We start from the raw sequence: 22936 nt of genomic DNA on the forward strand, positions 1-22936 counted from the left end.
TCGTACGCCCTGCTAGCCCGCCAGGCAGCTGGGCCCGAGCAGCTGCTTCAGGTCCCCGAAGAGCGCCGGGTCCGACTTCACCCGGTGCCGGTCCAGCCGCAGCACCGTCGTCTTGTTGCGGCTCTCCAGCCGCACCCGCACCTCGGTGGTCCCCCGGTGGCTGCCCAGCACCTCGCCGAGCCGGGCCACCAGCGGCGGGGTGACCTTCCCGCTCGGGATGTTGATGATGATCGGCGCGTCCGCGTGCGCGTTGGACAGGTCGGGGACGGAGAGCTCCATCCCCATCAGCCGCGGCACGTCCTCGCGCTTGTCCAGCTTGCCGCGCACGAACACCACCGCGTCCTCGACCAGCTGCGAGGACACCAGCTGGTAGCTGGCCGGGAAGAACATGCAGTCGATCGAGCCCGCCAGGTCCTCGACGGTCGCGATCGCCCAGGCGTTGCCCTGCTTGGTCATCTTCCGCTGGAGGCCCGAGATGATGCCGCCGATGGTGACGATCGTCCCGTCCGGCCGCTCCGCGAGGTCGGCGACCGCGCAGTCCGCCTTGTCGGCGAGCACGTGCTCGATGCCGTGCAGCGGGTGCGAGGAGACGTACAGGCCGAGCATCTCCCGCTCCTGGGTGAGCAGGAAGGACTTCTCCCACTCCTCCTCGGAGAACACCACGTCCAGCCCGAAGCTCGGTTCGTCCGCGGTGGCGTCGCCGCCGAAGAGGTCGAACTGCCCCTCGGCCTCCTTGCGCTTCACCCCGACGACGTTGTCGATCATCGGCTCGAACTGCGCGCTCAGGCCCTTGCGGGTGTGCCCGAGCGAGTCGAACGCGCCGGCCTTGATCAGCGATTCGACGGTCCGCTTGTTGCAGACCACCGACTCCACCTTGTCCAGGAAGTCCGGGAAGGACGCGAACTTCCCCTTCGCCTTCCGGGTCCGGATCATCGAATCGACCACCGGCCCACCGACGTTGCGGATGGCGGTGAGGCCGAAGCGGACCAGGGTGTCACCGTGCGGGGTGAAGTCCGAGTCCGACTCGTTGACGTCCGGCGGCAGCACCTGGATGCCCATCTTGCGGCACTCGTTGAGGTAGACCGCGGACTTGTCCTTGTCGTCCTTGACGGAGGTGAGCAGCCCGGACATGTACTCGGCCGGGTAGTTGGCCTTGAGGTAGGCCGTCCAGTACGAGACCAGTCCGTAGCCGGCGGTGTGCGCTTTGTTGAACGCGTAGCCGGAGAAGGGGACCAGGACGTCCCACACGGCCTGGATGGCCGCGTCCGAGTAGCCGCGCTCGCGGCAGCCCTTCTGGAAGGGGACGAACTCCGCCTCCAGGATCTCCTTCTTCTTCTTGCCCATGGCCCGGCGCAGCAGGTCTGCCTGGCCGAGCGAGTAGCCGGCCAGGATCTGCGCGGCCTTCTGCACCTGCTCCTGGTAGACGATCAGGCCGTACGTCGGCCGGAGCACCTCCTCCAGGGGCTTCTCCAGCTCCGGGTGGATCGGGGTGATGTCCTGCTGGCCGTTCTTGCGCAGCGCGTAGTTCGTGTGGGAGTTGACGCCCATCGGGCCCGGTCGGTACAGCGCCAGGACCGCGGAGATGTCTTCGAAGTTGTCGGGCTTCATCAGCCGCAGCAGCGAGCGCATCGGCCCGCCGTCGAGCTGGAAGACGCCCAGCGTGTCACCACGGGCGAGGAGTTCGTAGGTCGGCTTGTCGTCCAGGGGCAGATCAAGCAGGTTGATCTTGATGCCCTTGTTCTTCTCGATCGCCTTGACGGCGTCGTCCATGATCGTCAGGTTGCGCAGGCCGAGGAAGTCCATCTTGAGGAGGCCGAGGCCCTCACAAGTCGGGTAGTCGAACTGCGTGATGGTGACGCCGTCGGTGTGCCGGGTCCAGACCGGGATGTGGTCGGTCAGCGGCTCGGCGGACATGATGACGCCCGCGGCGTGGACGCCGGGCTGGCGGATCAGGCCCTCGATGCCGCGCGCGGTGTCGATGACCTTCTTGACGTCCGGGTCGGTCTCGTACAGACCGCGGATCTCGCCCGCCTCGCTGTAGCGAGGGTGGCTGCTGTCCGTGATGCCGGACAGCGGGATGCCCTTGCCCATGACGTCCGGCGGCATCGCCTTGGTGATCCGGTCACCCATCGCGTACGGGTAGCCGAGGACTCGCGAGGAGTCCTTGATGGCGGCCTTCGCCTTGATGGTGCCGTACGTGACGATCATGGCGACCTTGTCGGAGCCCCACTTCTCCGTCACGTAGCGGATCACGTCACCGCGCCGACGCTCGTCGAAGTCGATGTCGACATCGGGCATCGAGATGCGCTCGGGGTTGAGGAAGCGCTCGAAGATCAGGCCGTGCGGAATGGGGTCGAGGTCCGTGATGCCCATCGCGTACGCGACCAGCGAACCGGCCGCCGAACCACGGCCGGGGCCCACCGCGATGCCCTGGCTCTTCGCCCACATGATGAAGTCGGCGACCACGAGGAAGTACGCCGGGAACCCCATCTGGATGATGGTGTCCATCTCGTACTCGGCGAGCTTCTTGTGCTCCTCGTCGTACCCGCCCGGGAAGCGCCAGTCCATGCCCTCCCAGACCTTGGACTTGAAGAAGTCCGCCTCGGACTCGAAGCCCTCCGGGATGGGGAAGCGGGGCATCAGGTTCTTGAACTTGAACATGCCCTCGGTGTCGACCCGGGAGGCGACGAGGAGCTGGCTGTTGCGGCAGCCCTCCTGCCAGGCGTCCGAGGAGTCCAGGGCGTACATCTCGGCGGCGGACTTGATGTAGTAGCCGGTGCCGTCGAAGCGGAAGCGGTCCGGGTCCGAGAGGTTCTTGCCGGTCTGGACGCAGAGCAGCAGGTCGTGCGCGCCGGCGTCGGCCTCGGTGGTGTAGTGCGAGTCGTTGGTGACGACCGGGGGGATGCCCAGCTTCTTGCTGATCTCCAGCAGCCCGTCGCGGACCCGCTTCTCGATGTCGAGACCGTGGTCCATCAGCTCCAGGAAGTAGTTCTCCTTGCCGAAGATGTCCTGGTAGTCGGCGGCGGACTTCAGCGCCTCGTCGAACTGGCCGAGGCGCAGGCGGGTCTGCACCTCGCCGGAGGGGCAGCCGGTGGTGGCCATCAGGCCGCCGGACAGCTCGGAGATCAGCTCCTTGTCCATCCGGGGCCACTTCACCAGCCAGCCCTCGGCGTAGGAGCGCGAGGTCAGCTTGAAGAGGTTGTGCAGGCCCTCCTTGTTGCGGGCCCAGATGGTCTTGTGGGTGTACGCACCGGACGCGGAGACGTCGTCCCGCTTCTGGTGCGGCTGGCCCCACAGGATGCGCTTGGTGTTCGAGCGGGACTCCGGGGCGACGTACGCCTCGATGCCGATGACCGGGGTGATGCCCGCGGCGGTGGCCTGCTTGTGGAACTCGGCGGCGCCGTACATGTTGCCGTGGTCGGTCATGGCAACGTGGGTCTGGCCGAGCCGCTCGACCTCCTTGAACATCTGCTTCAGCCGGGCGGCACCGTCCAGCATCGAGTACTCGGTGTGGACGTGCAGATGCGCGAACGGCTGGTCGCTCAAGGCGGGGCCTCCGGAGGCTCTGGTGCTGGTCTGGTGGGCCGGCGAACGTGCATCCGTGCAGGTCACAGGGGATGCCCTGGAAATGGATGTGGCCCGGAGCACCTCTCGGGGTCCGGACCATCACTCACACGCTCACCCGTCTACTCTAGCCCCCTTCGAACGGGTTCCTTCGCGGCGGCCGGCGGTGCCCAGGCCAGTGCGGCGAGTCGCGTCGCGGCGGCCTCGCGGACGTCCGGCTCCTCGATCGGATCGTCCCGGAGGTAGCCGAGGCGGTCCCGTACGCCGGGGCGGTCGGGGGCGTGCTCGACGGCGAGCAGGCGGGCCCGTGGTTCGCAGTCCCAGAGCGACTCGACGTACACCTCGGGCAGGCCGGGGGCGCCCATCGCCGCCAGGGCCTCCAGGTAGGCGGGGCGCTCGTACGAGTGCGGGGTGGCGAGCCAGAACCGGCGCAGCAAGGAGACGGCGGGGGCGGCGCCGGCGGCCTCGGCGGCCTCGGGGCCGAAGCGGGCGAGGGCGCGGGCCAGGGCGGCGGGGCCGCGCCAGGTCTGGGTCACCCAGTGCTCTTCGAGTGCGGCGATCAGGGTCGGCATGTCCTGCCCGGGGGTCGGCTCGGGCGTCGCCGGTTCGACCTCCCGGGCCCGCATCTCGCCCACGGGGACGGCGAACGGGAGACCCAGGTCTCGGATCAAGCGGGCGAGGTAGACGTGCCGGGAGTCGAGTCGCCGGTCCCAGCGCCAGTCCCAGCGGATGCAGCCGTGGACCAGATCGGCGACGGAGGAAGGATCCTCGGCGGCGATCAGCGCGCCTTGACCTCGGCCGCGCTGAAGCAGGCCGGGGAGGGTGGTCGTCGGCGCGTAGCGGTCGGAGTGCATGGGGTCCATCGTGCCGGAATCCCCGGCGCGCCCGGAAAGTCGGCCCGCCCGACTCCCTGTGCCGCCCCGCCCCTCGTGGAACTTGAGTCTCCTCACTGAGGCCCTCTTGTCTCCGACTGGCCCCGGTGGCACCGTATGCCGGGCCCAGAATCCACCAACTCCCTTGGAGACACAGATGATTGGCAAACGCACCATTGCCCGCCTCGGCGCCGTCACCGCCATCGCCACGGTCGGCCTGGGCCTCGGCGCGGGGATGGCTTCGGCCACGACCTCCTACTACGCCAACGTCCCGGGCTGCGCCGGACGCATGGACGTCAACCGCATCAACGGGCACGACTACGTGCAGGGCTTCATCACCTCCACCACGGGCGACCCCTGTTACATCACCCTCCACCAGTCGAACGGCCACTCCTCCGACGCGAGCTCCTTCACCCGCGGCGTGGAGAACGTGACCGCCCAGCTCCAGGACTCCGGAATCACCTCGTACGTCGTCGTGTGCAACGGCGCCACCGGCCGGTGCAACACCAGCACCTCGTACTGACGAGTCGCGGCCCGCACCCCACGGTGCGGGCCGCCACCACAACCCCATCCCGTACGCGGGAAGTCGACCCATCCGACTTCCCGCGCATTCCCGTCCCACCGTCACCGGCCAACGGCATGACGGGCCCGTGACGAAAGCGCCGACGGACCGCCTCGCCCGGGTGTCGGCGGCCCTGGCACCGTAAATCCGCCTGCGGACGTACGGAGCCATCCGGCATGATGGCAACCATGACCACCTGCCGAAAGGCCGATGCCGCGTAAGCGCCCCGGCGCAGTGCGCGCCGAACACCCGACTCCACGCGTCTGGGGGCCGACCCCGCCCGCCCGCATCCACGGGCTCTCCGCCCGGGCCGCCCTGGCCGTGCTCCGTACCGAACGCCTGAACCCCGGCTACCTCATCCACCCGGGCGACACCGACCGGGCCCTCCGGCGCTACCGCGAGTTCCTCCACCCGCCGGGCCGCCGCCCGTTGTACCCGCAGGAGGCCGAATGCTCCTGCTCGGGCTGCTCCTTCGACGATGTCCGGCACGCGCGCGACGTGCTGGAGGAGATCCTGCCCATCCTGCCGCCCCGGGCCCGCGCCGAACTCGTCCGGGTGCTACGCCCGTTGGACGCGGCCCTCCTGCGCCGCACCCTGCCGGACCCGTTCACGCACCGGCGCAGCTGGCGTACGGAGTTCTGGTGGTACCGCCGCCTGGCCCGCCGGTGGTAGGCCGACTCAGGCCGTCGGATGATCTTGAGGTACTCCCCGGCATGCCTCCCTCCGCTGCCGCCACGGGAACTGCCGCGCCACCACGGCGCGTTGGGGCTGTCATGTAGTCCTGCCGGTAGCCCGCCGATGGGCCCGCACGAAAAGTCGGCCCAGCCGACTTCCTGCGCACTTCGCCTACCCCCGCCCCTCCCCGTAGCGCTCGACGAGCGCGGCACTGTCCTCGGCGTCCAGCTCCACCCCGAACTCCTCCCGCAGCAACCCGGGCAGCTCCCCCGCCGACACCGGACGCCGCTCCTCCGTACCGTCCGGCAGCAGCCGCACGAGTTCCCTGTCGCGCAGCACGAGCCGCTGGTCGGCCGCCGGCTTCCCCACCAGCAGCCGGTCGTGGAACGGCGAGCGGGGGTGGGTGGCCGTGAAGTGGCTGGTCACGGTGAAGTCGACCGGGAAGCGCGGATCCGTCCCGATCGCGTAGAGGTCGAACCAGCCGTCGCGCTTGCGCAGCCGCAGCACCAGCGGCCCGGCCGTGCCCGGGGTCGGGCCCGCCTCCCGGAGCAGCCCGTACGTCCAACCGGACTGCCGGACGATCTCGCCGTCGAGCAGCCGCAGCGGCTCCAGGAGGCCCTCCGCCCCGAAGCCGACGTCGGTGAACCACTCCTCGCCCCCGAGTTCCACCCGCAGCGAGTAGTGGGTCGCCGGACGGATCCGCTCCTCACCCAGGCGGACGCGGGACGCCGTCGCGGTGAAGGTGAAGCCGATCGCCTCAAGGGCTGCGGCGTAGAGCAGGGTCTGCTCGCAGCAGGTGCCCCCGCGCCGCCCCTTGACCATCTTCGCCTGCACGGACTCCAGGTCGAGCCGGACGGTCCGCCCCAGGACGACCTCCAGGTCCTCGAAGGCGAACGCGGCGATGTGGGCGGCGTGCAGCGCGCGCAGCACGGTGAGCGTCGGCTCGCGCTCCCCCTGGTACCCGATCCGGGCCAGATAGGAGTCGAGGTCCAACCGGTCCGCGCCCCACACCGGGCTGATCGGCCTGTCCATGCGCTCCTCCTCGAACGAACCGCACCACCCCGGCGGTTGCCCAGGACCCCCACCTTCGACACCGCCCCCTCGCTCACCCCATCCCTCGCGGGGGCGCGGCCCGCCCAACCGTGCCAGAGTGCTGGCATGGCCCGGCGAGCCCCACCCGAGGGAGCGGATCCCATGCCGGAACTGTTCGACGCCCTGCGTCCCCTGCCCGCCACCGCCGCCCGCTACCGCGAGCAGGGCTGGTGGCGCGACGAGACCTTCCTGGACGATCTGCGCGACGCCGCCGAGCGGCTGCCCGACCGGCCCATGATGATCAACCACCGGGCGGTCGGGGACCGGACGACCACCCTCACCTTCGCCGACCTCGCCGCCCGGGTGGAGCGGTTCGCCGCCGCCCTGTACGAGCTGGGCGTCCGGCCCGGCGAGATGGTGGCCTTCCAGCTGCCCGACTGGTGGGAGACGGCCGCGCTCGCCCTCGCCTGCTGGCGGGTCGGCGCCGTGATCATGCCGGTCTCCCTGCGCTTCGGCCGCCGTGAGGTGGGCCGGATGCTGGCCTCGACCGGCGCCGTCCTGCTGGTCACGACGGACCGCGCCGCCGACCCGGAGCACGACGCAGCCCTCGCCCGGCTCACCGACGACCTGCCGGCCCTGCGCCACCACGCGGCCATCGGCGACCCCGTCTTCGACCGCGCCGCCACCCGGTCCGTGCCACCGGACATCGCCCTCGGCCCCGACGAGGCCGCCACCGTGCTGTTCACCTCCGGCACCACGGGCAGCGCCACCGCCGTCGTGCACAGCCTGAACACCCTGTACGCCGCGGTCCGCCGCCCGCTGCCGGTCGTGTCCCCGCCGTACGACCGGCCCTTCCCGGTGCTCACCCCGCTCAGCCACAGCGTCGGCCTGCGCAACGGCATCCTGCGCCCGCTCGTCCACCGCACCAGTGCCCTGTACTGCGACGAGTGGGACGCCGGTCGCTGGCTCGACCTGATCAGCGCCCACCGCACCGGCGCCCTGTTCGCCCCGCCCGCCATGCTGGAGTCCCTCGCCGCCGAGCAGCGCCGCCGCCCCCGGGACCTGCCCGTCTGGGAGGCGGTGGCCGTGATGGCCGCGAGCCCCTCACCCGAACTGGTCGACCTGCTGTGCCGCACCCTGAGCGGGCACGTCGTCAACTCGCTGGGTTCCACGGAAGCCGCCGGGATCACCGCCACCGGCCCCGCCGACCCACCCGAACGGGCCACCCGCAGCATCGGCCGCCCGATGCCCGGGGTCGAACTGCGGACGGCGCCCACCGCCGAACCGGACCAGCCCTCCCCGCTCGACGTCCGCGGCCCGTCCACCTGTCTGGGCACCTTCGACCGCGACACCGGCCGCCTCCGCTGGCGCGCCGCCGACACCGACGGCTGGTACGCCACCGGCGACCTGGTGCGCCCGGACGGCGAAGGGGGCTTGGCCTACGCGGGCCGGGCCTCCGACCGGATCTCCGGCACCACCCAGCTGATGATCCCCGTCCTGGACGTGGAGGCGGAGTTGCGCGCGCACCCGGCGATCGCCGACGTCGCCCTGGTCGGCTATCCCGCCGAGAACGGCGACCTGCCCTGCGCCGTCATCGTCCCCGGACCCGGCCGCACCGCCCCTGACCTGGCCGAACTGCACACCTGGCTGGACGAACGCGGCATGACCGACTGGTACTGGCCCACCCGCGTCGAGACCGTGCCGCGCTTGCCCCGCAACGAGCTCGGCAAGGTCCGCAAGAACGCCCTCCGGGCCTGGCTCACCGGCTCCCGGCCGCTGCCCGCCACCGACGACGACCCGACCGCGCCCACCGACCGTGGTGGCGTGTCGAGTGGCGGATGACACCGAGCGGGGAAATCGTGACCACCAGATGCCCGAATCCCACCGGAAAGAGATGAAATGCCCGAGGTCACCTCCCCGTACGCGACCGGCACCCCGTGCTGGGTCGGCCTGATGGCCAAGAACCACCTGGCCGCACTGGACTTCTACCGCGACCTGCTGGGCTGGCAGGGCGAACCCGGACCGGACGAGTTCGGCGGGTACGCCGTCTGCGAGCTCAACGGCAAGGCCGTGGCCGGCATCGGCCCGACCATGGATCCCCAGGCACCGACCGTCTGGACCAGCTACCTGGCCACCACCGACGCCCAGGCCACCCAGGACGCGATCGTCGCCGCCGGCGGCACCCTGATCGCGCCGGTCATGGACGTCGGCAACCTCGGCCGGATGCTGATCGCCGCCGACCCCCAGGGCGCGGTGTTCGGCGTCTGGCAGCCCGTCGACTTCTCCGGCGCCCAGGTCGTCAACGAGCCCGGCGCGCTGACCTGGAACGAGCTGCACACCAGCGACATCCCGGCCGCCACCGGCTTCTACGGCGAGGCGTTCGGCATCGAGTTCTCGGCGATGGAGGGCGCGGACGCCTACTGGGAGCTGAAGGTCGGCGGCCGCCCGGTCGGTGGCGCCACCCTGCTCGCCAACGACCCGCCCGGCACCCCGGCGCACTGGCTGACGTACTTCTCGGTGGACGACGTCGACTCCACCACGGACGCCCTGGTCAAGGCCGGCGGCAATGTCTTCGTCCCGCCCTTCGACATGGTCGCCGGCCGGATGACGGTGGTCGCCGACCCCCAGGGCGGCATCTTCGCCATGATCAAGCCCCAGCCGATGTGACACGCGCCCCTGCGCGGGAAGTCGGCCCGTCCGACTTCCCGCGCAGCCTCCGGGAACGTCAGTCGTCCAGCTCCGCGAGGAAGTCCAGCGAAGCCGCCCAGGCCCGCTCGGCCGCCTCCTCGTCGTAGTCCGGCAGCTCCGGGTCGGTGAACAGGTGACCGGCGCCCCGGTAGCGGTGCACCTCCACCTCCGCCCCGGCCCGCCGCATCCGCAGGTACCAGGCGTTCAGCCAGTCCTCCGGCTCGAACGGGTCCGGCTCCGCGATGTGCAGCTGTACGGGGATCTCGGTGGCCGCGTCCTCCCGCAGGTCCGAGGTGCCGTGCAGGAGCAGCAGCCCGCGCGCCTTCTCGTCGGCCAGCGCCAGGTTCTGCGCCACCGCGCCGCCGAGCGAGAAACCGGCGTACACCAGCCCGCCCTCGGACACCGGCGCGGCCGCCGTCACCGCGCGCCGCAGCAGCTCGTCCCGGCCGCCGAGCTCCTCCTGGAACTCCTGCGCCTCCTCGACGGAGTCGAAGGTCCGCCCGTCGAACAGGTCCGGCGTGTGCACGGTGTGCCCGGCGGCGCGCAGCCGGTCGGCGGCGGCGTGCACGGCGGGCCGCAGCCCGTAGGCGGAGTGGAAGAGGACGATCTGGGCCACGGTTCGGGTCCTTCTCAGGCGATGTCGGCTACCCACCCATGATCCCGCATCCCCGACCGGGCCCTACGACACCACGTCCTTGCGCGCGAAGCCCCGGAACGCCAGCGCCAGCAGCACCACCGCGTACGAGAGCGACAGCGAGACGCCCTGCACCATGCCGCCCCACTCCAGCTGCGGCTGGAGGGCGTCCGCCCACGAGTACTGCCAGTGCGCGGGCAGCCACTCCCGCAGGTCGCCCAGCGCGGTGACGGCGTCCAGCACCCCGGTGATGATCGAGGCGAACACCGCGCCGCCCACCGCGCCCAGCGGTGCGTCCGTCGCCGTGGAGAGCCAGAACGCCAGAGCGGCGATCACGATCTCGCTGAGGAACACGAAGGCCACCGCGATGGCGATCCGGGGCAGCGCCTCCGCCGCCGGCAGGCCGGCCCCGGCGGGCAGCTTGAGGTCCCCCCAGCCGTACGCGGCGGTGCCGACGACCAGTCCGATGGCGGGCAGCATCACCACGGCCACCGCCGAGAACGCCAGCCCGACGGCGAACTTGCGGGCCAGCAGCCGGGCCCGGGGCACCGGCGCGGCCAGCAGGTAGCGCAGCGAGGACCAGCTGGCCTCGGAGGCGACGGTGTCCCCGCAGAACAGCGCGACCGGGATGACCAGCATGAATCCGGTGCCGACGAACAGCATGGTGACCGCGAAGTTGGCCCCCGAGGCGGTGGCCAGCTCGATGAAGGTGGTCCGGTTCGGCCGGCCCGGGGTGCCGCCGATCTGGAACGCGGCCAGGATGACGAACGGCATGGCGGCCAGCACCAGACCGATCAACAGTGTGCGGCGCCGGCGCAGTTGGCGCATCGCCTCCACCCGCAGCGGCAGCGTCCGGCTTGCCCGGTACCCCTCCGCGTGGTCCGTCGAAACAGCGCTCACGCTCCACCTCCGATCAACGACAGGAACGCGTCCTCCAGCCGCCGCTGCGGTCCGGCGCTCTCCACCGGCACCTCCAGCCGCACCAGCTCGACCAGCAGCTCGCCGGCCGTCATCCCGTCCAGGCGCACCAGCAGTCCGCCTTCGACGGCCTCGGCCGAGGCGACCCCGGCCAGCGCGGTCACCTTCTCGACCGCCGGCGCCGGGTCGTACGGGCCGGCGATGCCGATCATCAGCAGCTCGCCCGCGCCCACGATGTCCCCGACCGGGCCGGCCGTGACCAGCCGCCCGCGGTCCATCACCACCAGGTCCGTACAGCTCTGCTCGACCTCGGACAGCAGGTGGCTGGAGACGATCACGGTCCGCCCGCCGGCCGCGTACCGGATCATCACCTCACGCATCTCCCGGATCTGCGGCGGGTCCAGCCCGTTGGTCGGCTCGTCGAGGATCAGCAGGTCCGGCATCCCGAGCATCGCCTGCGCGATCGCCAGCCGCTGCCGCATGCCCTGCGAGTACGTCCGCACCGCGCGGTCCAGCGCCTCGCCGAGCCCGGCGATGGCCAGCGCCTCGTCGAAGCGCGCGTCGGCCTCCGGGCGGCCCGTCGCCTGCCAGTACAGCCGCAGGTTGGCCCGCCCGGTGAGGTGCGGCAGGAAGCCCGCGCCCTCCACGAACGCCCCGACCCGGGACAGCACCGGCGCGCCGGGCCGCACCAGATGCCCGAAGATCCGGATCTCCCCGGCGTCCGGGCGGATCAGGCCCATCAGCATCCGCAGCGTGGTGGTCTTGCCCGCGCCGTTCGGCCCGAGCAGTCCGAGCACCTGCCCCCGCTCCACCCGGAAGCCCAACTCCCGTACGGCGTAACGGTCCTGGGAGCCCTTGTAGCGCTTGCTCAGGCCGCTGATCAGCAGCGGCACATCAGCCAGCTCCGGCTCGAACGCGGGCCCGGCGGCCGCCCGGCGGCGGCGCAGCCGGGGCACCAGCAGCAGGGCGGCGGCCACCGCCACGGCGACCAGCGGCAGCACCCAGGTCCGCGAGGGCAGCGGCGCCGCCTCGGTGACCAGCTGCTCGACGGTCGGCACGGTGAGCGCCCCGGCCGGCGCGACCCGGTAGGTGGCCGGCTCGACCGGCGAGGCGTACGCCAGGTCGGTGCCGGCCAGCACCAGCCGCATCCGGTGCCCGGCCGGGAAGGTGTGGTCCACGGCGGGCAGCGCGACGGTGACGGTCTGCCCGGCGTCGGCACCGGTGACCCGCAGCGGGGCCACCAGCTGCTGGGGCAGCACCGCCTTGCCGTCCGGCCCGACGTCGTACAGCTTGGCGAACAGCACCGCGTCCGGCCGGTCGGCCTGGACCCGCACCGGGACGGTCGGCTGCCCGGTCAGGTGCAGCGGCGAGTCCAGCGGCGCCGAGTCGAAGGCGGCGTGCTGCCCGGGGAAGTCCAGCGACAGCCCGGCGCCCAGCGAGGCCGCCTGGCTGAGCGCGCCGATGCCCGGCAGCGTCGAGATCCCGGGCGGCGCGCCACCGGGCGGGTTGGCGATCGTCTTCTCGCCGCCCGCCAGCTCGACGGTCCGCGTGCCCGTCCCGCCCAGCCCGGGATACCGGTCGGCGGTGGCGCCGCGCAGCACGGCCTGGAAGCCGGTCGAGTCCACCCCGCCGGTGCGGGTGACCCGGAACGCGGGCCCGGTGCTGTTCCGCTCGCCCTTGAGGTGGTGATCGAACCAGGCCGTGACCCGGTCGTCCACCCGCGCGCTGGTGTCCGTCCCGCCGTCGTGCCCGCCCGCGAACCAGTCCACCGCGACCGGCGCGCCGTTGGCGGCCACCGCCTGGGCGATCCTGTCCCCCTGGTCCAGCGGGAACAGCGAGTCCTGCTGCCCCTGCACCACCAGCGTGGGCGCCTTGAGCTTCGCCGCCACCGAGGACGGGCTGGAGCGGTCCAGCAGCGCGACGGCCTCCGGGTCGGCGTGCCCGGCGGTGGCGACCCGGTCGTACATCTGACAGAGCGACTCCAGGAACCGCCCGCAGCCGACCGGCCCGTCCGCCTCCGGCTTGGTGGCGCCGCTCTCCCGTGGTGCCTCGCCCGAGGGGCCGAGGTCGCCGGCCGAGCCGGTGGTGAAGAAGATCCCGGCCCACAGCTTCTTGAACACGCCGTCGGCCGCGCCCGAGCCCTGCACGCCCTGCGGGAACAGCGCGTCGGCCAGGTTCCACCAGGTGATCTGGGTGGCCACCGCGTCGATCCGGGGGTCGTACGCGGAGGCGAGCAGCGAGACCGCCCCGCCGTACGAGGCGCCGGTGATGCCGACCTTCGGGTCGCCGGGCGCGTCCAGCTGCACCTCGGGGCGCTGGGCCAGCCAGTCCACCAGGTGCTTGACGTCCTCGACCTCGCGGTCCGGCGCGTTCAGCCCGATCTTGCCGCCCGAGTGCCCGAAGCCGCGCGCCGACCAGGTCAGCACCGCGTACCCCTGCCGGGCCAGCTGCTCGGCCCGGGTGCGCTCGCCCTCCTTGGAGCCGCCGAAGCCGTGCGCCAGCAGCACCGCCGGGCGCGGTCCGCCGCCGGGGGTGGTGAAGAACGAGGTGTCCAGCTGGACCTGCCGGTCGCTGCCGGGCGTCTCCGGCGTGCTGAGGAATCGGTCCTCCTGGTGGACCTTCTGCTCGCTGCCGGACGCCACCGTCGCGGTACCCGCGGCGGCCACCGCCACCAGGGCCACCGCCCCCGCCAGCACCCTGTGTCTGACCGTCGTGCCACGGGCGCGCCAGCGACGCCATGCCCCACCGAACTCCATGGGCGCTGATCGTATCCGCCGTCCGAGTAGGCGTCCGATAAAGCCACCCGGAAGCACAAGGCCCCCGCGCCCCGAAAGGGGCGCGGGGGCCTTGTGCGGGACGACCCGCTACAACACCCGCGTCATCGTCCGATGCGGTATCCCCGCGTCGTCGTACACCGGTCCCTCGGCCACGTACCCGAGCCGCTCGTAGAACCCGAGCGCCTGCACCTGGGCGTGCAGTTCGACCTCCACGCCCCCGCGCTCGACCGCCAGGGCCTCGATCGCCCGGACGAGTTCCACGCCGAGCCCCGTGCCCCGGGCCGCCGCGACGACCGCGAGCCGCCCGAGCAGCACCCGCCCCTCGATCCCGCCGGTCAGCTCCCGTGCCTGCGACCCGAAGATCAGCCGCCCGGTCCCCAGCCCGACCCCGTCGGCCCCGACGGCCAGCAGGTGCGCCGAGGTCGCGTCGTACTCGTCGTACTCCAGCTCCTCCGGCACGTTCTGCTCGACGACGAACACCTCGTGCCGGACGGCCCGTGCCAGCTCCAGGTCCGCCTCACTGGCGATGACCCGGATCGTGGCGGCCGACACCTCAGCTCTCCGCGGCGATGATGTCCAGCGCCTTCTTCAGGTCCGCCGGATACTCGCTGGAGAACTCGACCCACTGTCCGTCCGCCGGGTGCTCGAAGCCGAGCGACACCGCGTGCAGCCACTGCCGGGTCAGCCCCAGCCGCTTGGCCAGCGTCGGGTCGGCGCCGTACGTGAGGTCGCCGACGCAGGGGTGGCGCAGCGCGGACATGTGGACGCGGATCTGGTGGGTGCGCCCGGTCTCCAGCTTGATCGCCATCAGCGACGCGGCCCGGTACGCCTCGATCAGGTCGTAGTGGGTGACGGACGGCTTGCCGTCCCGGGTGACGGCCCACTTCCAGTCCGAGCTGGGGTGCCGCCCGATCGGCGCGTCCACCGTCCCGCTCAGCGGGTCCGGGTGGCCCTGCACCAGCGTGTGGTAGCGCTTCTCGGTGATCCGGTCGTGGAACTGCCGCTTGAGGTCGGTGTACGCGCGCTCGGACTTGGCGACCACCATCAGCCCCGAGGTGCCGACATCCAGCCGGTGCACGATGCCCTGGCGCTCGGCGGCGCCCGAGGTGGAGATCCGGTACCCGGCCGCGGCCAGTCCGCCGATCACGGTGGGGCCGGTCCAACCCGGGCTGGGGTGCGCGGCGACGCCGATCGGCTTGTCGACCAGCACGATGTCCTCGTCCTCGTGGACGATCCGCATGCCCTCGACCGGCTCGGCGACGATCCGCACCGGGGCGGCGGGGGCCGGGATCTCGACCTCCAGCCAGGAACCGGCGGTCACCCGGTCCGACTTGCCGGCCACGGCGCCGTCGAGCGTCACCTTGCCGTCGGCGGCCAGCTCGGCGGCCTTGGTCCGGGAGAAGCCGAACATCCGGGCCAGGGCGGCGTCGAGGCGCTCGCCCTCCAGGCCGTCGGGAACGGGGAGGTTGCGGATCTGCGCTGCGGTACTCACCCGTACGAGTATGCCGGAAACGCGGCCCTCCCCCGCCGCCCAGGGCCCGGGGGCCTACTTCTCGGGCTGCTGGTGGACGGTCCCGTCCGGGTTGCTGCCCCGGAAGGAGAGCAGGACCACCAGGATCCCGCCGCAGACGATCGCCGAGTCCGCGAGGTTGAAGACGGCGAAGTGCTGGACGGAGATGAAGTCCACCACGTGCCCGCGGAAGACGCCCGGCGAGCGGAACAGCCGGTCGGTGAGGTTGCCGAGCGCCCCGCCGAGCAGCAGCCCGAGCGCGATCGCCCAGGGCAGGCTGTACAGCCGGCGGGCGATCCGCCAGATCACCACGATGACGGCCGAGGCGATCATCGTGAAGACGACGGTCAGGGCCTGCCCCATTCCGAAGGCCGCGCCCGAGTTGCGGATCACCTGGAGGGTGACCACGTCCCCGATCACCTTGATCGCCGCGTGGTTCTCCAGCCGGGCGACCACCAGCAGCTTGCTGGCGAGGTCGATCAGGAAGGCGAGCACCGCGATGACCAGCAGTACGCCGACCCGGCGCGGTCCCTTGCGCTCCTCGGCCGCCGCGCCGTTCACGGCCGTCGCCCCGGCCGGCGCGGCTGTCTCGACCGACTCGGCCGGCTCGGTCACGGGCACCTCCACGGCATCGGCGGGGGACGGGACGGCGTTGTCCCGGGTCTGGGGGGAACCTTGCGTACTGATGATCCGCTCCGCTGCCGACGCGACGTTACGGGGTCGAGCGTACGGCAAGCCCGACCCCCCACGTCGCTCCGGTCACCCGGTTCAGCGGCGCTCCTGCTTGGCCTTGCACTGCACGCAGAGCGTCGCCCTCGGGAAGGCCTGCATCCGGGCCTTGCCGATGGCCTGTCCGCAGGACTCGCAGGTGCCGAAACCGACGCCTTCCAGCCGCTCCAGCGCGCGTTCGGTCTGGGCCAGGCTGTCCCGCGCGTTGTTGGCCAGCGCCAGCTCGCTCTCCCGCGAGATGTTCTTCGTGCCGGCGTCCACCTGGTCGTCGCCGGCTCCGTCGTTGGAGTCCCGCATCAGGCCGGAGATGGCGGCCTCGGCCGCGTCGATCTCGTTGCGGAGCCGCTCCAGTTCGCCGATCAGCTCGTCGTGCAGCTCGTGGACCTCCTCGGCGGTCCACGCCTCCTCGCCAGGCCGGACCGGCAGCGTGGCCGGGTCCACGGACTCGGCGCCGCGCGGTGCGGTGACGGTGTCGATGCTGGTCTTCGGTGCGGTAGTGGTCACGGTCCCCTCCCCTGGATCGACCGCCACGGCCTTGCGTGCCCGCTTGGTGGCGGTGCGCGCGCCGGTTGCCTGCTCAGCCATGGCTTTCGACCCCATCTACGAACGAATCGAGCCGCCGGTTCCCGGCGGCCTCCAGTGCCGGAACGATAATCCCGATCAAAACCGGTCACAACATGACATACCGACGCCCCAATACGTTCCCACCCAGGCAGCCGCCCCAACCGTCACGCCCCATGTGCTCAGGGATTTGTGCCCAGATCGCCCCCTCCTAACCACCGCCCGAACCGCCCTGAACCAGCCCGTCCGAGTCCACGTGGCCAAATCGATTTGCGGAGGTCGATACACTGGGCCTGCAAGGCGCAGATGGGACGAGTACCGACGTACGCAGCCACCAGCGACCCGGGGACGGTGTGAGCCCGGGGGTGTGCACGACGGGAAGATCACCCCGGAGCCGCCGGAAGAACGGCCACCGCATCCCGAGTGCGGCGGCCCACTAGACCCGGCAGCAAGCCCAAACAAGAGGGCCGCGAACGCAGCACCGCGGCCAAGGAGGGTGGTACCGCGGGGCGGCCAGGCCGTCTCGTCCCTCCGGAGGATCCAGTCCCAGCATCCGCCGGAGGTAGACGCCCGCGATGAGCAGCTCCTACAACCCCGTTCCCGCGCAGGTGGATCTGCCTGCCCTGGAGCACCAGATCCTGTCCTTCTGGCAGGACAACAAGATCTTCCAGCGCAGCCTGGAGCAGTCCGAGGGCCGCCCCGAGTGGGTCTTCTACGAGGGCCCGCCCACCGCCAACGGCATGCCCGGCGCCCACCACATCGAGGCCCGCGTCTTCAAGGACGTCTTCCCGCGCTTCCGGACCATGAAGGGCTACCACGTCGCCCGCAAGGCCGGCTGGGACTGCCACGGCCTGCCGGTCGAGCTCGCCGTCGAGAAGGAGCTCGGCTTCTCCGGCAAGCAGGACATCGAGGCGTACGGCATCGCCGAGTTCAACGCCAAGTGCCGCGAGTCGGTGACCCGCCACACCGACGCCTTCACCGAGCTCACCACCCGGATGGGCTACTGGGTCGACCTGGACGAGGCCTACCGGACGATGGACCCGTCCTACGTCCAGTCCGTCTGGTGGTCGCTCCAGCAGATCTTCGACAAGGGCCTGCTGGTCCAGGACCACCGGGTCGCCCCCTGGTGCCCGCGCTGCGGCACCGGCCTGTCGGACCACGAGCTGGCCCAGGGCTACGAGACCGTGGTCGACCCCTCGGTCTTCGTCCGCTTCCCGCTGACCAGCGGCCCGCTGGCCGGCCAGGCCGCCCTGCTGGTCTGGACCACCACCCCGTGGACCCTGGTCTCCAACACCGCCGCCGCCGTCCACCCGGAGGTCACCTACGTGGTGGCCACCGACGGCAACGAGAAGCTCGTCGTCGCCGAGCCGCTGGTCGCCAAGGCGCTCGGCGAGGGCTGGGAGACCACCGGCGAGTCCTTCACCGGCGCCGAGATGGAGCGCTGGGCGTACCGCCGCCCCTTCGACCTGGTCGAGATCGAGAACGCCCACTACGTCCTCAACGCCGACTACGTCACCACCGAGGACGGCACCGGCATCGTCCACCAGTCCCCCGCCTTCGGCGCGGACGACCTCGCGACCTGCCGCAAGTACGGCCTGCCGGTGGTCAACCCGGTGCTCGGCGACGGCACCTTCGCCCCCGAGGTCCCGCTGGTCGGCGGCCAGTTCTTCAAGAAGGCCGACGAGGCCCTGGTCGCGGACCTCAAGGAGCGCGGCCTGCTCTTCCGTCACCTGCCGTACGAGCACAGCTACCCGCACTGCTGGCGCTGCCACACCGCGCTGCTCTACTACGCGCAGCCGTCCTGGTACATCCGGACCACCGCCGTCAAGGACGCGATGATCCGTGAGAACGAGGCCACCAACTGGTTCCCGGAGACGGTCAAGCACGGCCGCTTCGGCGACTGGCTGAACAACAACATCGACTGGGCGCTCAGCCGCAACCGCTACTGGGGCACCCCGCTGCCGATCTGGCGCTGCGAGGAGGGCCACCTCACCTGCGTCGGCTCGCTGGCCGAGCTGTCCGAGCTCACCGGCACCGACCAGAGCGGCCTCGACCCGCACCGCCCGTACATCGACGCGGTGACCTTCGCCTGCCGCGACTGCGGCGGCACCGCCACCCGCGTGCCCGAGGTCATCGACGCCTGGTACGACTCGGGCTCGATGCCCTTCGCCCAGTACGGCTACCCGTACCAGAACAAGGAGCTGTTCGAGAAGCGCTACCCGGCGCAGTTCATCTCCGAGGCGATCGACCAGACCCGCGGCTGGTTCTACACGCTGATGGCGGTCGGCACCCTGGTGTTCGACAAGAGCAGCTACGAGAACGTCGTCTGCCTGGGCCACATCCTGGCCGAGGACGGCCGCAAGATGTCCAAGCACCTGGGCAACATCCTCCAGCCGATCCCGCTGATGGACCAGCACGGCGCCGACGCCGTCCGCTGGTTCATGGCGGCCGGCGGCTCGCCCTGGTCGGCCCGCCGGGTCGGCCACGGCACCATCCAGGAGGTGGTCCGCAAGACCCTCCTCACCTACTGGAACACCGTCGCCTTCCAGGCCCTGTACGCCCGCACCGCCGGCTGGGCCCCCTCGGCGAACGACCCGGCCCCGGCCGACCGCCCGCAGCTGGACCGCTGGGTGCTCTCCGAGCTGAACACCCTGGTCCGCGAGGTCGACACGGCCTTCGAGGCGTACGACACCCAGCGCGCCGGCAAGCTGCTGTCCGGCTTCGTCGACGACCTGTCCAACTGGTACGTCCGCCGCGGCCGCCGCCGCTTCTGGCAGGGCGACGCCGCCGCGCTCGCCACCCTGCACGAGGCGCTGGAGACGGTCACCCGGCTGATGGCCCCGCTCACCCCGTTCATCACCGAGCGGGTCTGGCAGGACCTGGTCGTCCCGGTCGCCCCGGACGCCCCGGCCTCGGTGCACCTGGCCACCTGGCCGGAGGCCGACGAGTCGCTGATCGACACCGAGCTCTCCCGGCACATGGCGCTGGTCCGCCGCCTGGTCGAGCTGGGTCGCGCGACCCGCGCCGAGTCCGGCGTGAAGACCCGTCAGCCGCTGTCCCGCGCGCTGGTCGCGGCCCAGGGCTGGGAGGAGCTGCCCGCCGACCTGCGCGCGCAGATCGCCGAGGAGCTCAACGTCTCCACCCTGGAGTCGCTCGCGGAGGTCGGGGGCTCGCTGGTCGACACCAGCGCCAAGGCCAACTTCCGCGCGCTGGGCAAGCGTTTCGGCAAGGGCGTGCAGGACGTCGCCAAGGCGGTCGCCGCCACCGACGCCGCCCGCCTGGCCGCCGAACTGCGGGCCGGCGGCGAGACCTCGGTCGAGCTGAACGGCGAGACGATCACCCTCTCTCCGGACGAGGTGATCATCACCGAGACCCCGCGCGAGGGCTGGGCCGTCGCCAACGAGTCCGGCGCCACCGTCGCCCTCGACCTGGCCATCACTCCGGAGCTCAAGCGCCTCGGCATCGCCCGCGACGCCATCCGCCAGATCCAGGAGGCCCGGAAGAACTCCGGCCTGGACGTCGCCGACCGCATCGTCCTGCGCTGGCGCGCCACCTCGGAGGAGACCGCCGAGGCCGTCGCCGAGCACGGCCCCCTGGTCGCCGAGGAGGTCCTCGCGACCGACTTCGCCGCCGGCGCGGCCGACTGGGAGTCCGAGACCTTCGCCGACGAATCCCTCGGCCTCGCCTTCCAGCTCCGCAAGGCCTGACCGCCCCCCGACAGAACCGCCGGCCCCTCCGCGAGGAGGGGCCGGCGGTTCTGTCGCACCCTCAGCACGCCCCCCGACTCCTGACAACGCCAAGAGGGCGCCCCCTCCCGCACCTTCGCGCCCTCCGCCGATCCGGCACTACCCCCGAACACGAAAAGAGCGCCCCCTCCCCGACCCGGAAGTCAGAGAGGGGACGCCCTCGAAAGGCCCTGCTACAACCTCAGTTGTCGCCGTCCTCGTCGATCAGGAAGCCCCGCATCGGCGCCGGAGCCTGCTGCATCGGCTGCGGCGGCTGCGGACGGACGGCCGCCATCGGCTGGGTCATCCCGGCCGGCTGCATCTGCGGCGCACCGCTGTTGCCACCGTTGGACTGCCCGCCGAAGCTCGGCGCCGAGGAGCTGCCACCGAAGGAGCTGTTCCCACCGAAGGACGGCGAGTTGCCCCCGAACGACGGCTGGCTGCCACCGAAGCCCGACCCGCCACTGCTCATCGCACTGGCACCGGCCGGAGCCATCGACGAGGCCGCCGGCGGCAGCGACGCGGTGGCGGGGATCCGCGGCGGAGCGAGCGAGTCGTCGGCCTGCGACTCCAGCTGACGCAGCTGGGTCTCCAGGTACGACTTCAGTCGCGTGCGGTACTCACGCTCGAACGCCCGCAGGTCCTCGACCTTGCGCTCCAGCGTGGCCCGGGCGGACTCCAGCGAGCCCATCGCGACGCGGTGCTTCTCCTGCGCGTCCCGCTCCAGCGCGTCGGCCTTCGCACGGGCGTCGCGCTCCAGGCCCTCGGCCCGGCTGCGCGCCTCGCCGACGATCTTGTTGGCCTCGGAACGGGCCTCGGAGATCGCCTGGTCGGCGGTCTGCTGAGCGAGCGCCAGCACTCGGGCGGCACTGTCGCCACCGGGGGCCTGCTGCTGCATCGGGGCGCCCATCGGGCCGCCCATCTGCTGCGGGCCACCCATGGGGCCACCCATGGGCTGCATCTGCTGCTGGCCCATGCCCTGGCCCATCGGGTTGCCCATCTGCTGCGGGCCACCGGGACCGCCCATGGGCTGGAGCATCTGACCGCCCATCGGCTGGACCAGCTGCTGCTGGCCACCCATGGTCTGGTTCATCTGCTGCTGCGGACCACCGGCAGCCGGGAGCTGCGGCGGGCCGCCGGCGGGCAGGCCGAGGGGCTGATTGCCCATCTGCTGCTGGGGGCCGGGGCCCATCTGCTGCTGCGGACCGCCCGGACCCATCTGCTGCGGACCGTTACCGGGGCCCAGCTGCTGCGGGCCACCGGGGCCGAGCTGCTGCGGGCCGGGGCCCATCTGCTGCGGGCCGCCCGGACCCTGCTGTCCGGGGACCGGCGGTCCGGATATGGCGGCGGGCACCGGGGCGCCACCCTGGCGGGGGGCGTCCTGCTGCGGTTCCTTGCGCAGGTTCGCCTGGTTCTGCGCGGCGGCACGAGTCGCGGCGGCCAGCTTGGCACGCAGGTCCTCGTTCTCCCGGAGGAGGCGGGTCAGCTCCGCCTCGACCTCGTCGAGGAAGGCATCGACCTCGTCCTCGTCATAGCCTTCACGCAGGCGGACGGTCGTGAACTGCTTGTTCCGAACGTCCTCGGGGGTCAATGGCATCTCTTCACCTCAACGTGATCGTCGGCACACCGGCATCCTGTCGCATCGCTCACCTACGACTAGGGGTGCACAAGCGAGATCAGGACATACACAATGATCATCAGTACGAAGAAGGACAGGTCGAGCGCCACGCCCCCGAAACGCAACGGCGGAATCAGCCGCCGAAGAAGCTTGAGCGGCGGATCCGTGACAGTGTACGTGGCCTCCAGGACCAGGACCATGGCCTTGCCCGGCCGCCACGAACGCGCGAACTGGAAGACCCAGTCCATGACCAAACGCACGAGCAGGAACACCAGGAAGACGGTCAGGGCGTAGTAGAGCACCGCCCACACGATGTCCATCGCGTATCCCTCTCCCCGGTCCCGATCCCTCGGGCCTGCCGCTCGTCACCTGTCGCCAACCACTGTTGATCAGATCCACACGTAAAGTCGTGGCCGGGTCAGCTCTGGTTGAAGAACCCACCCTCGGCGATCCGAGCCTTGTCCTCCGCCGTGACATCGACGTTAGCAGGCGACAGCAGGAACACCTTCTGCGTCACGCGCTCGATACTGCCGTGCAGACCGAAGACGAGTCCAGCGGCGAAGTCTACGAGGCGCTTCGCGTCGGTGTCGTCCATCTCGGTCAGATTCATGATCACGGGGGTACCGCCGCGGAACTGTTCCCCGATGGTACGGGCCTCGTTGTAGGTCCGAGGGTGCAGTGTGGTGATGCGGTAGGGCTCTCGTTCGTTCACGACCTTGGGCATGATCACCGGTGCGCTCTTCTCCAGGTTGTGGCGGCGTTCGGGTGTGATGGACGACACGGGGGCCATCCTCGGAGTCTCCTGGCGGATCGGCACCGCCGCGGGCACCGGCTGCGGGGTGATCGAGGAGACCGGCGCGGGCGTGGCGGCCGCCGGGGCCGGAGCCGGCCGGGGGATGTCCTCGGTCCGCTGGCCCGTCCGGATCGGTTCGGGGTCCGCGTCGTAGTCGTCGTCGGGGTCGTACCCCTGGCCGTCGTACGTCTCGTCCTCCACGAGGCCGAGGTAGACCGCCATCTTGCGCATTGCGCCGGCCATGCTCCTGTCTCCTCCGCTAGTGGTGGACCGGCTGC

18 protein-coding genes are annotated in these 22936 nt (G+C 71.5%); 5 read left to right on the forward strand and 13 right to left on the reverse strand.

Going from position 1 to position 22936, the window contains the following annotated elements:
- Positions 1–12: 12 nt before the first annotated feature.
- The gene (gene dnaE, locus QWJ13_RS04930) at positions 13–3546 is read right to left on the reverse strand and encodes a DNA polymerase III subunit alpha (protein ID WP_316520729.1); all 3534 of its coding nucleotides are present in this window, start codon (positions 3544–3546) and stop codon (positions 13–15) included.
- Between the two features lie 140 nt (positions 3547–3686).
- Entirely contained in the window at positions 3687–4418 is a 732-nt protein-coding gene (locus QWJ13_RS04935; protein WP_316520730.1) for a hypothetical protein, read from the reverse strand.
- A gap of 175 nt (positions 4419–4593) precedes the next feature.
- Between QWJ13_RS04935 and QWJ13_RS04940 the strand changes: the two genes are divergently transcribed.
- Together QWJ13_RS04940 and QWJ13_RS04945 are read left to right on the forward strand one after the other, a co-directional pair.
- Positions 4594–4959 carry a hypothetical protein gene (locus QWJ13_RS04940; RefSeq protein WP_316520731.1) on the forward strand — a complete coding sequence of 122 codons (366 nt, stop codon included), beginning with the start codon at positions 4594–4596 and terminating at the stop codon, positions 4957–4959.
- Between the two features lie 249 nt (positions 4960–5208).
- Positions 5209–5670, forward strand: coding sequence for a hypothetical protein (locus QWJ13_RS04945; RefSeq protein WP_316520732.1), 462 nt, complete (start codon positions 5209–5211; stop codon positions 5668–5670).
- 174 nt (positions 5671–5844) lie between these two features.
- Here the strand turns inward: QWJ13_RS04945 and QWJ13_RS04950 are convergent, their stop codons facing one another.
- Entirely contained in the window at positions 5845–6705 is an 861-nt protein-coding gene (locus QWJ13_RS04950) for an arylamine N-acetyltransferase family protein (RefSeq protein WP_316520733.1), read from the reverse strand.
- Positions 6706–6867: 162 nt separating this feature from the next.
- On the opposite strand from QWJ13_RS04950, the gene QWJ13_RS04955 reads away from it, so the two are divergent.
- Positions 6868–8547, forward strand: coding sequence for an AMP-binding protein (locus QWJ13_RS04955; protein WP_316520735.1), 1680 nt, complete (start codon positions 6868–6870; stop codon positions 8545–8547).
- Between the two features lie 57 nt (positions 8548–8604).
- Complete coding sequence (locus QWJ13_RS04960; RefSeq protein ID WP_316520737.1) at positions 8605–9372, forward strand: VOC family protein; 768 nt, start codon at positions 8605–8607, stop codon at positions 9370–9372.
- 58 nt (positions 9373–9430) lie between these two features.
- Here the strand turns inward: QWJ13_RS04960 and QWJ13_RS04965 are convergent, their stop codons facing one another.
- From QWJ13_RS04965 to QWJ13_RS04995, 7 genes are all read right to left on the reverse strand, one after another.
- Positions 9431–10009 (reverse strand): dienelactone hydrolase family protein, encoded by a 579-nt coding sequence (locus tag QWJ13_RS04965; protein ID WP_316520738.1) that lies wholly within the window; start codon positions 10007–10009, stop codon positions 9431–9433.
- 63 nt (positions 10010–10072) lie between these two features.
- Positions 10073–10927 (reverse strand): ABC transporter permease, encoded by an 855-nt coding sequence (locus QWJ13_RS04970; protein WP_316520739.1) that lies wholly within the window; start codon positions 10925–10927, stop codon positions 10073–10075.
- Positions 10924–13701, reverse strand: coding sequence for an alpha/beta fold hydrolase (locus QWJ13_RS04975; RefSeq protein ID WP_316520740.1), 2778 nt, complete (start codon positions 13699–13701; stop codon positions 10924–10926). The genes QWJ13_RS04970 and QWJ13_RS04975 overlap by 4 nt, the downstream gene beginning before the upstream one ends.
- Before the next feature lie 108 nt (positions 13702–13809).
- Complete coding sequence (locus QWJ13_RS04980; protein ID WP_316520742.1) at positions 13810–14274, reverse strand: GNAT family N-acetyltransferase; 465 nt, start codon at positions 14272–14274, stop codon at positions 13810–13812.
- A 1-nt stretch (position 14275) separates the two neighbouring features.
- A complete protein-coding gene (locus QWJ13_RS04985; RefSeq protein ID WP_316520743.1) occupies positions 14276–15214 on the reverse strand; it encodes an RluA family pseudouridine synthase in 939 nt (312 codons plus the stop codon).
- Positions 15215–15268: 54 nt separating this feature from the next.
- The gene (lspA, locus tag QWJ13_RS04990) at positions 15269–15967 is read right to left on the reverse strand and encodes a signal peptidase II (RefSeq protein ID WP_432277426.1); all 699 of its coding nucleotides are present in this window, start codon (positions 15965–15967) and stop codon (positions 15269–15271) included.
- Between the two features lie 33 nt (positions 15968–16000).
- Positions 16001–16465 carry a TraR/DksA family transcriptional regulator gene (locus QWJ13_RS04995; RefSeq protein WP_316520745.1) on the reverse strand — a complete coding sequence of 155 codons (465 nt, stop codon included), beginning with the start codon at positions 16463–16465 and terminating at the stop codon, positions 16001–16003.
- A gap of 632 nt (positions 16466–17097) precedes the next feature.
- On the opposite strand from QWJ13_RS04995, the gene ileS reads away from it, so the two are divergent.
- Positions 17098–20229 carry an isoleucine--tRNA ligase gene (gene ileS, locus QWJ13_RS05000; RefSeq protein ID WP_316520746.1) on the forward strand — a complete coding sequence of 1044 codons (3132 nt, stop codon included), beginning with the start codon at positions 17098–17100 and terminating at the stop codon, positions 20227–20229.
- Between the two features lie 220 nt (positions 20230–20449).
- On the opposite strand, the gene QWJ13_RS05005 is transcribed toward ileS, so the two are convergent.
- The 3 genes from QWJ13_RS05005 to QWJ13_RS05015 form a co-directional block, all read right to left on the reverse strand.
- Positions 20450–21844 carry a DivIVA domain-containing protein gene (locus QWJ13_RS05005; protein WP_316520747.1) on the reverse strand — a complete coding sequence of 465 codons (1395 nt, stop codon included), beginning with the start codon at positions 21842–21844 and terminating at the stop codon, positions 20450–20452.
- Between the two features lie 59 nt (positions 21845–21903).
- On the reverse strand, positions 21904–22185 hold the full coding sequence (locus QWJ13_RS05010) for a YggT family protein (protein WP_030060143.1): 282 nt from the start codon (positions 22183–22185) through the stop codon (positions 21904–21906).
- 98 nt (positions 22186–22283) lie between these two features.
- Entirely contained in the window at positions 22284–22901 is a 618-nt protein-coding gene (locus tag QWJ13_RS05015) for a cell division protein SepF (RefSeq protein WP_316520749.1), read from the reverse strand.
- Positions 22902–22936: the final 35 nt, after the last annotated feature.

The organism is Kitasatospora brasiliensis (genome assembly GCF_032654805.1).
Classification (GTDB): Bacteria; Actinomycetota; Actinomycetes; order Streptomycetales; family Streptomycetaceae; genus Kitasatospora; species Kitasatospora brasiliensis.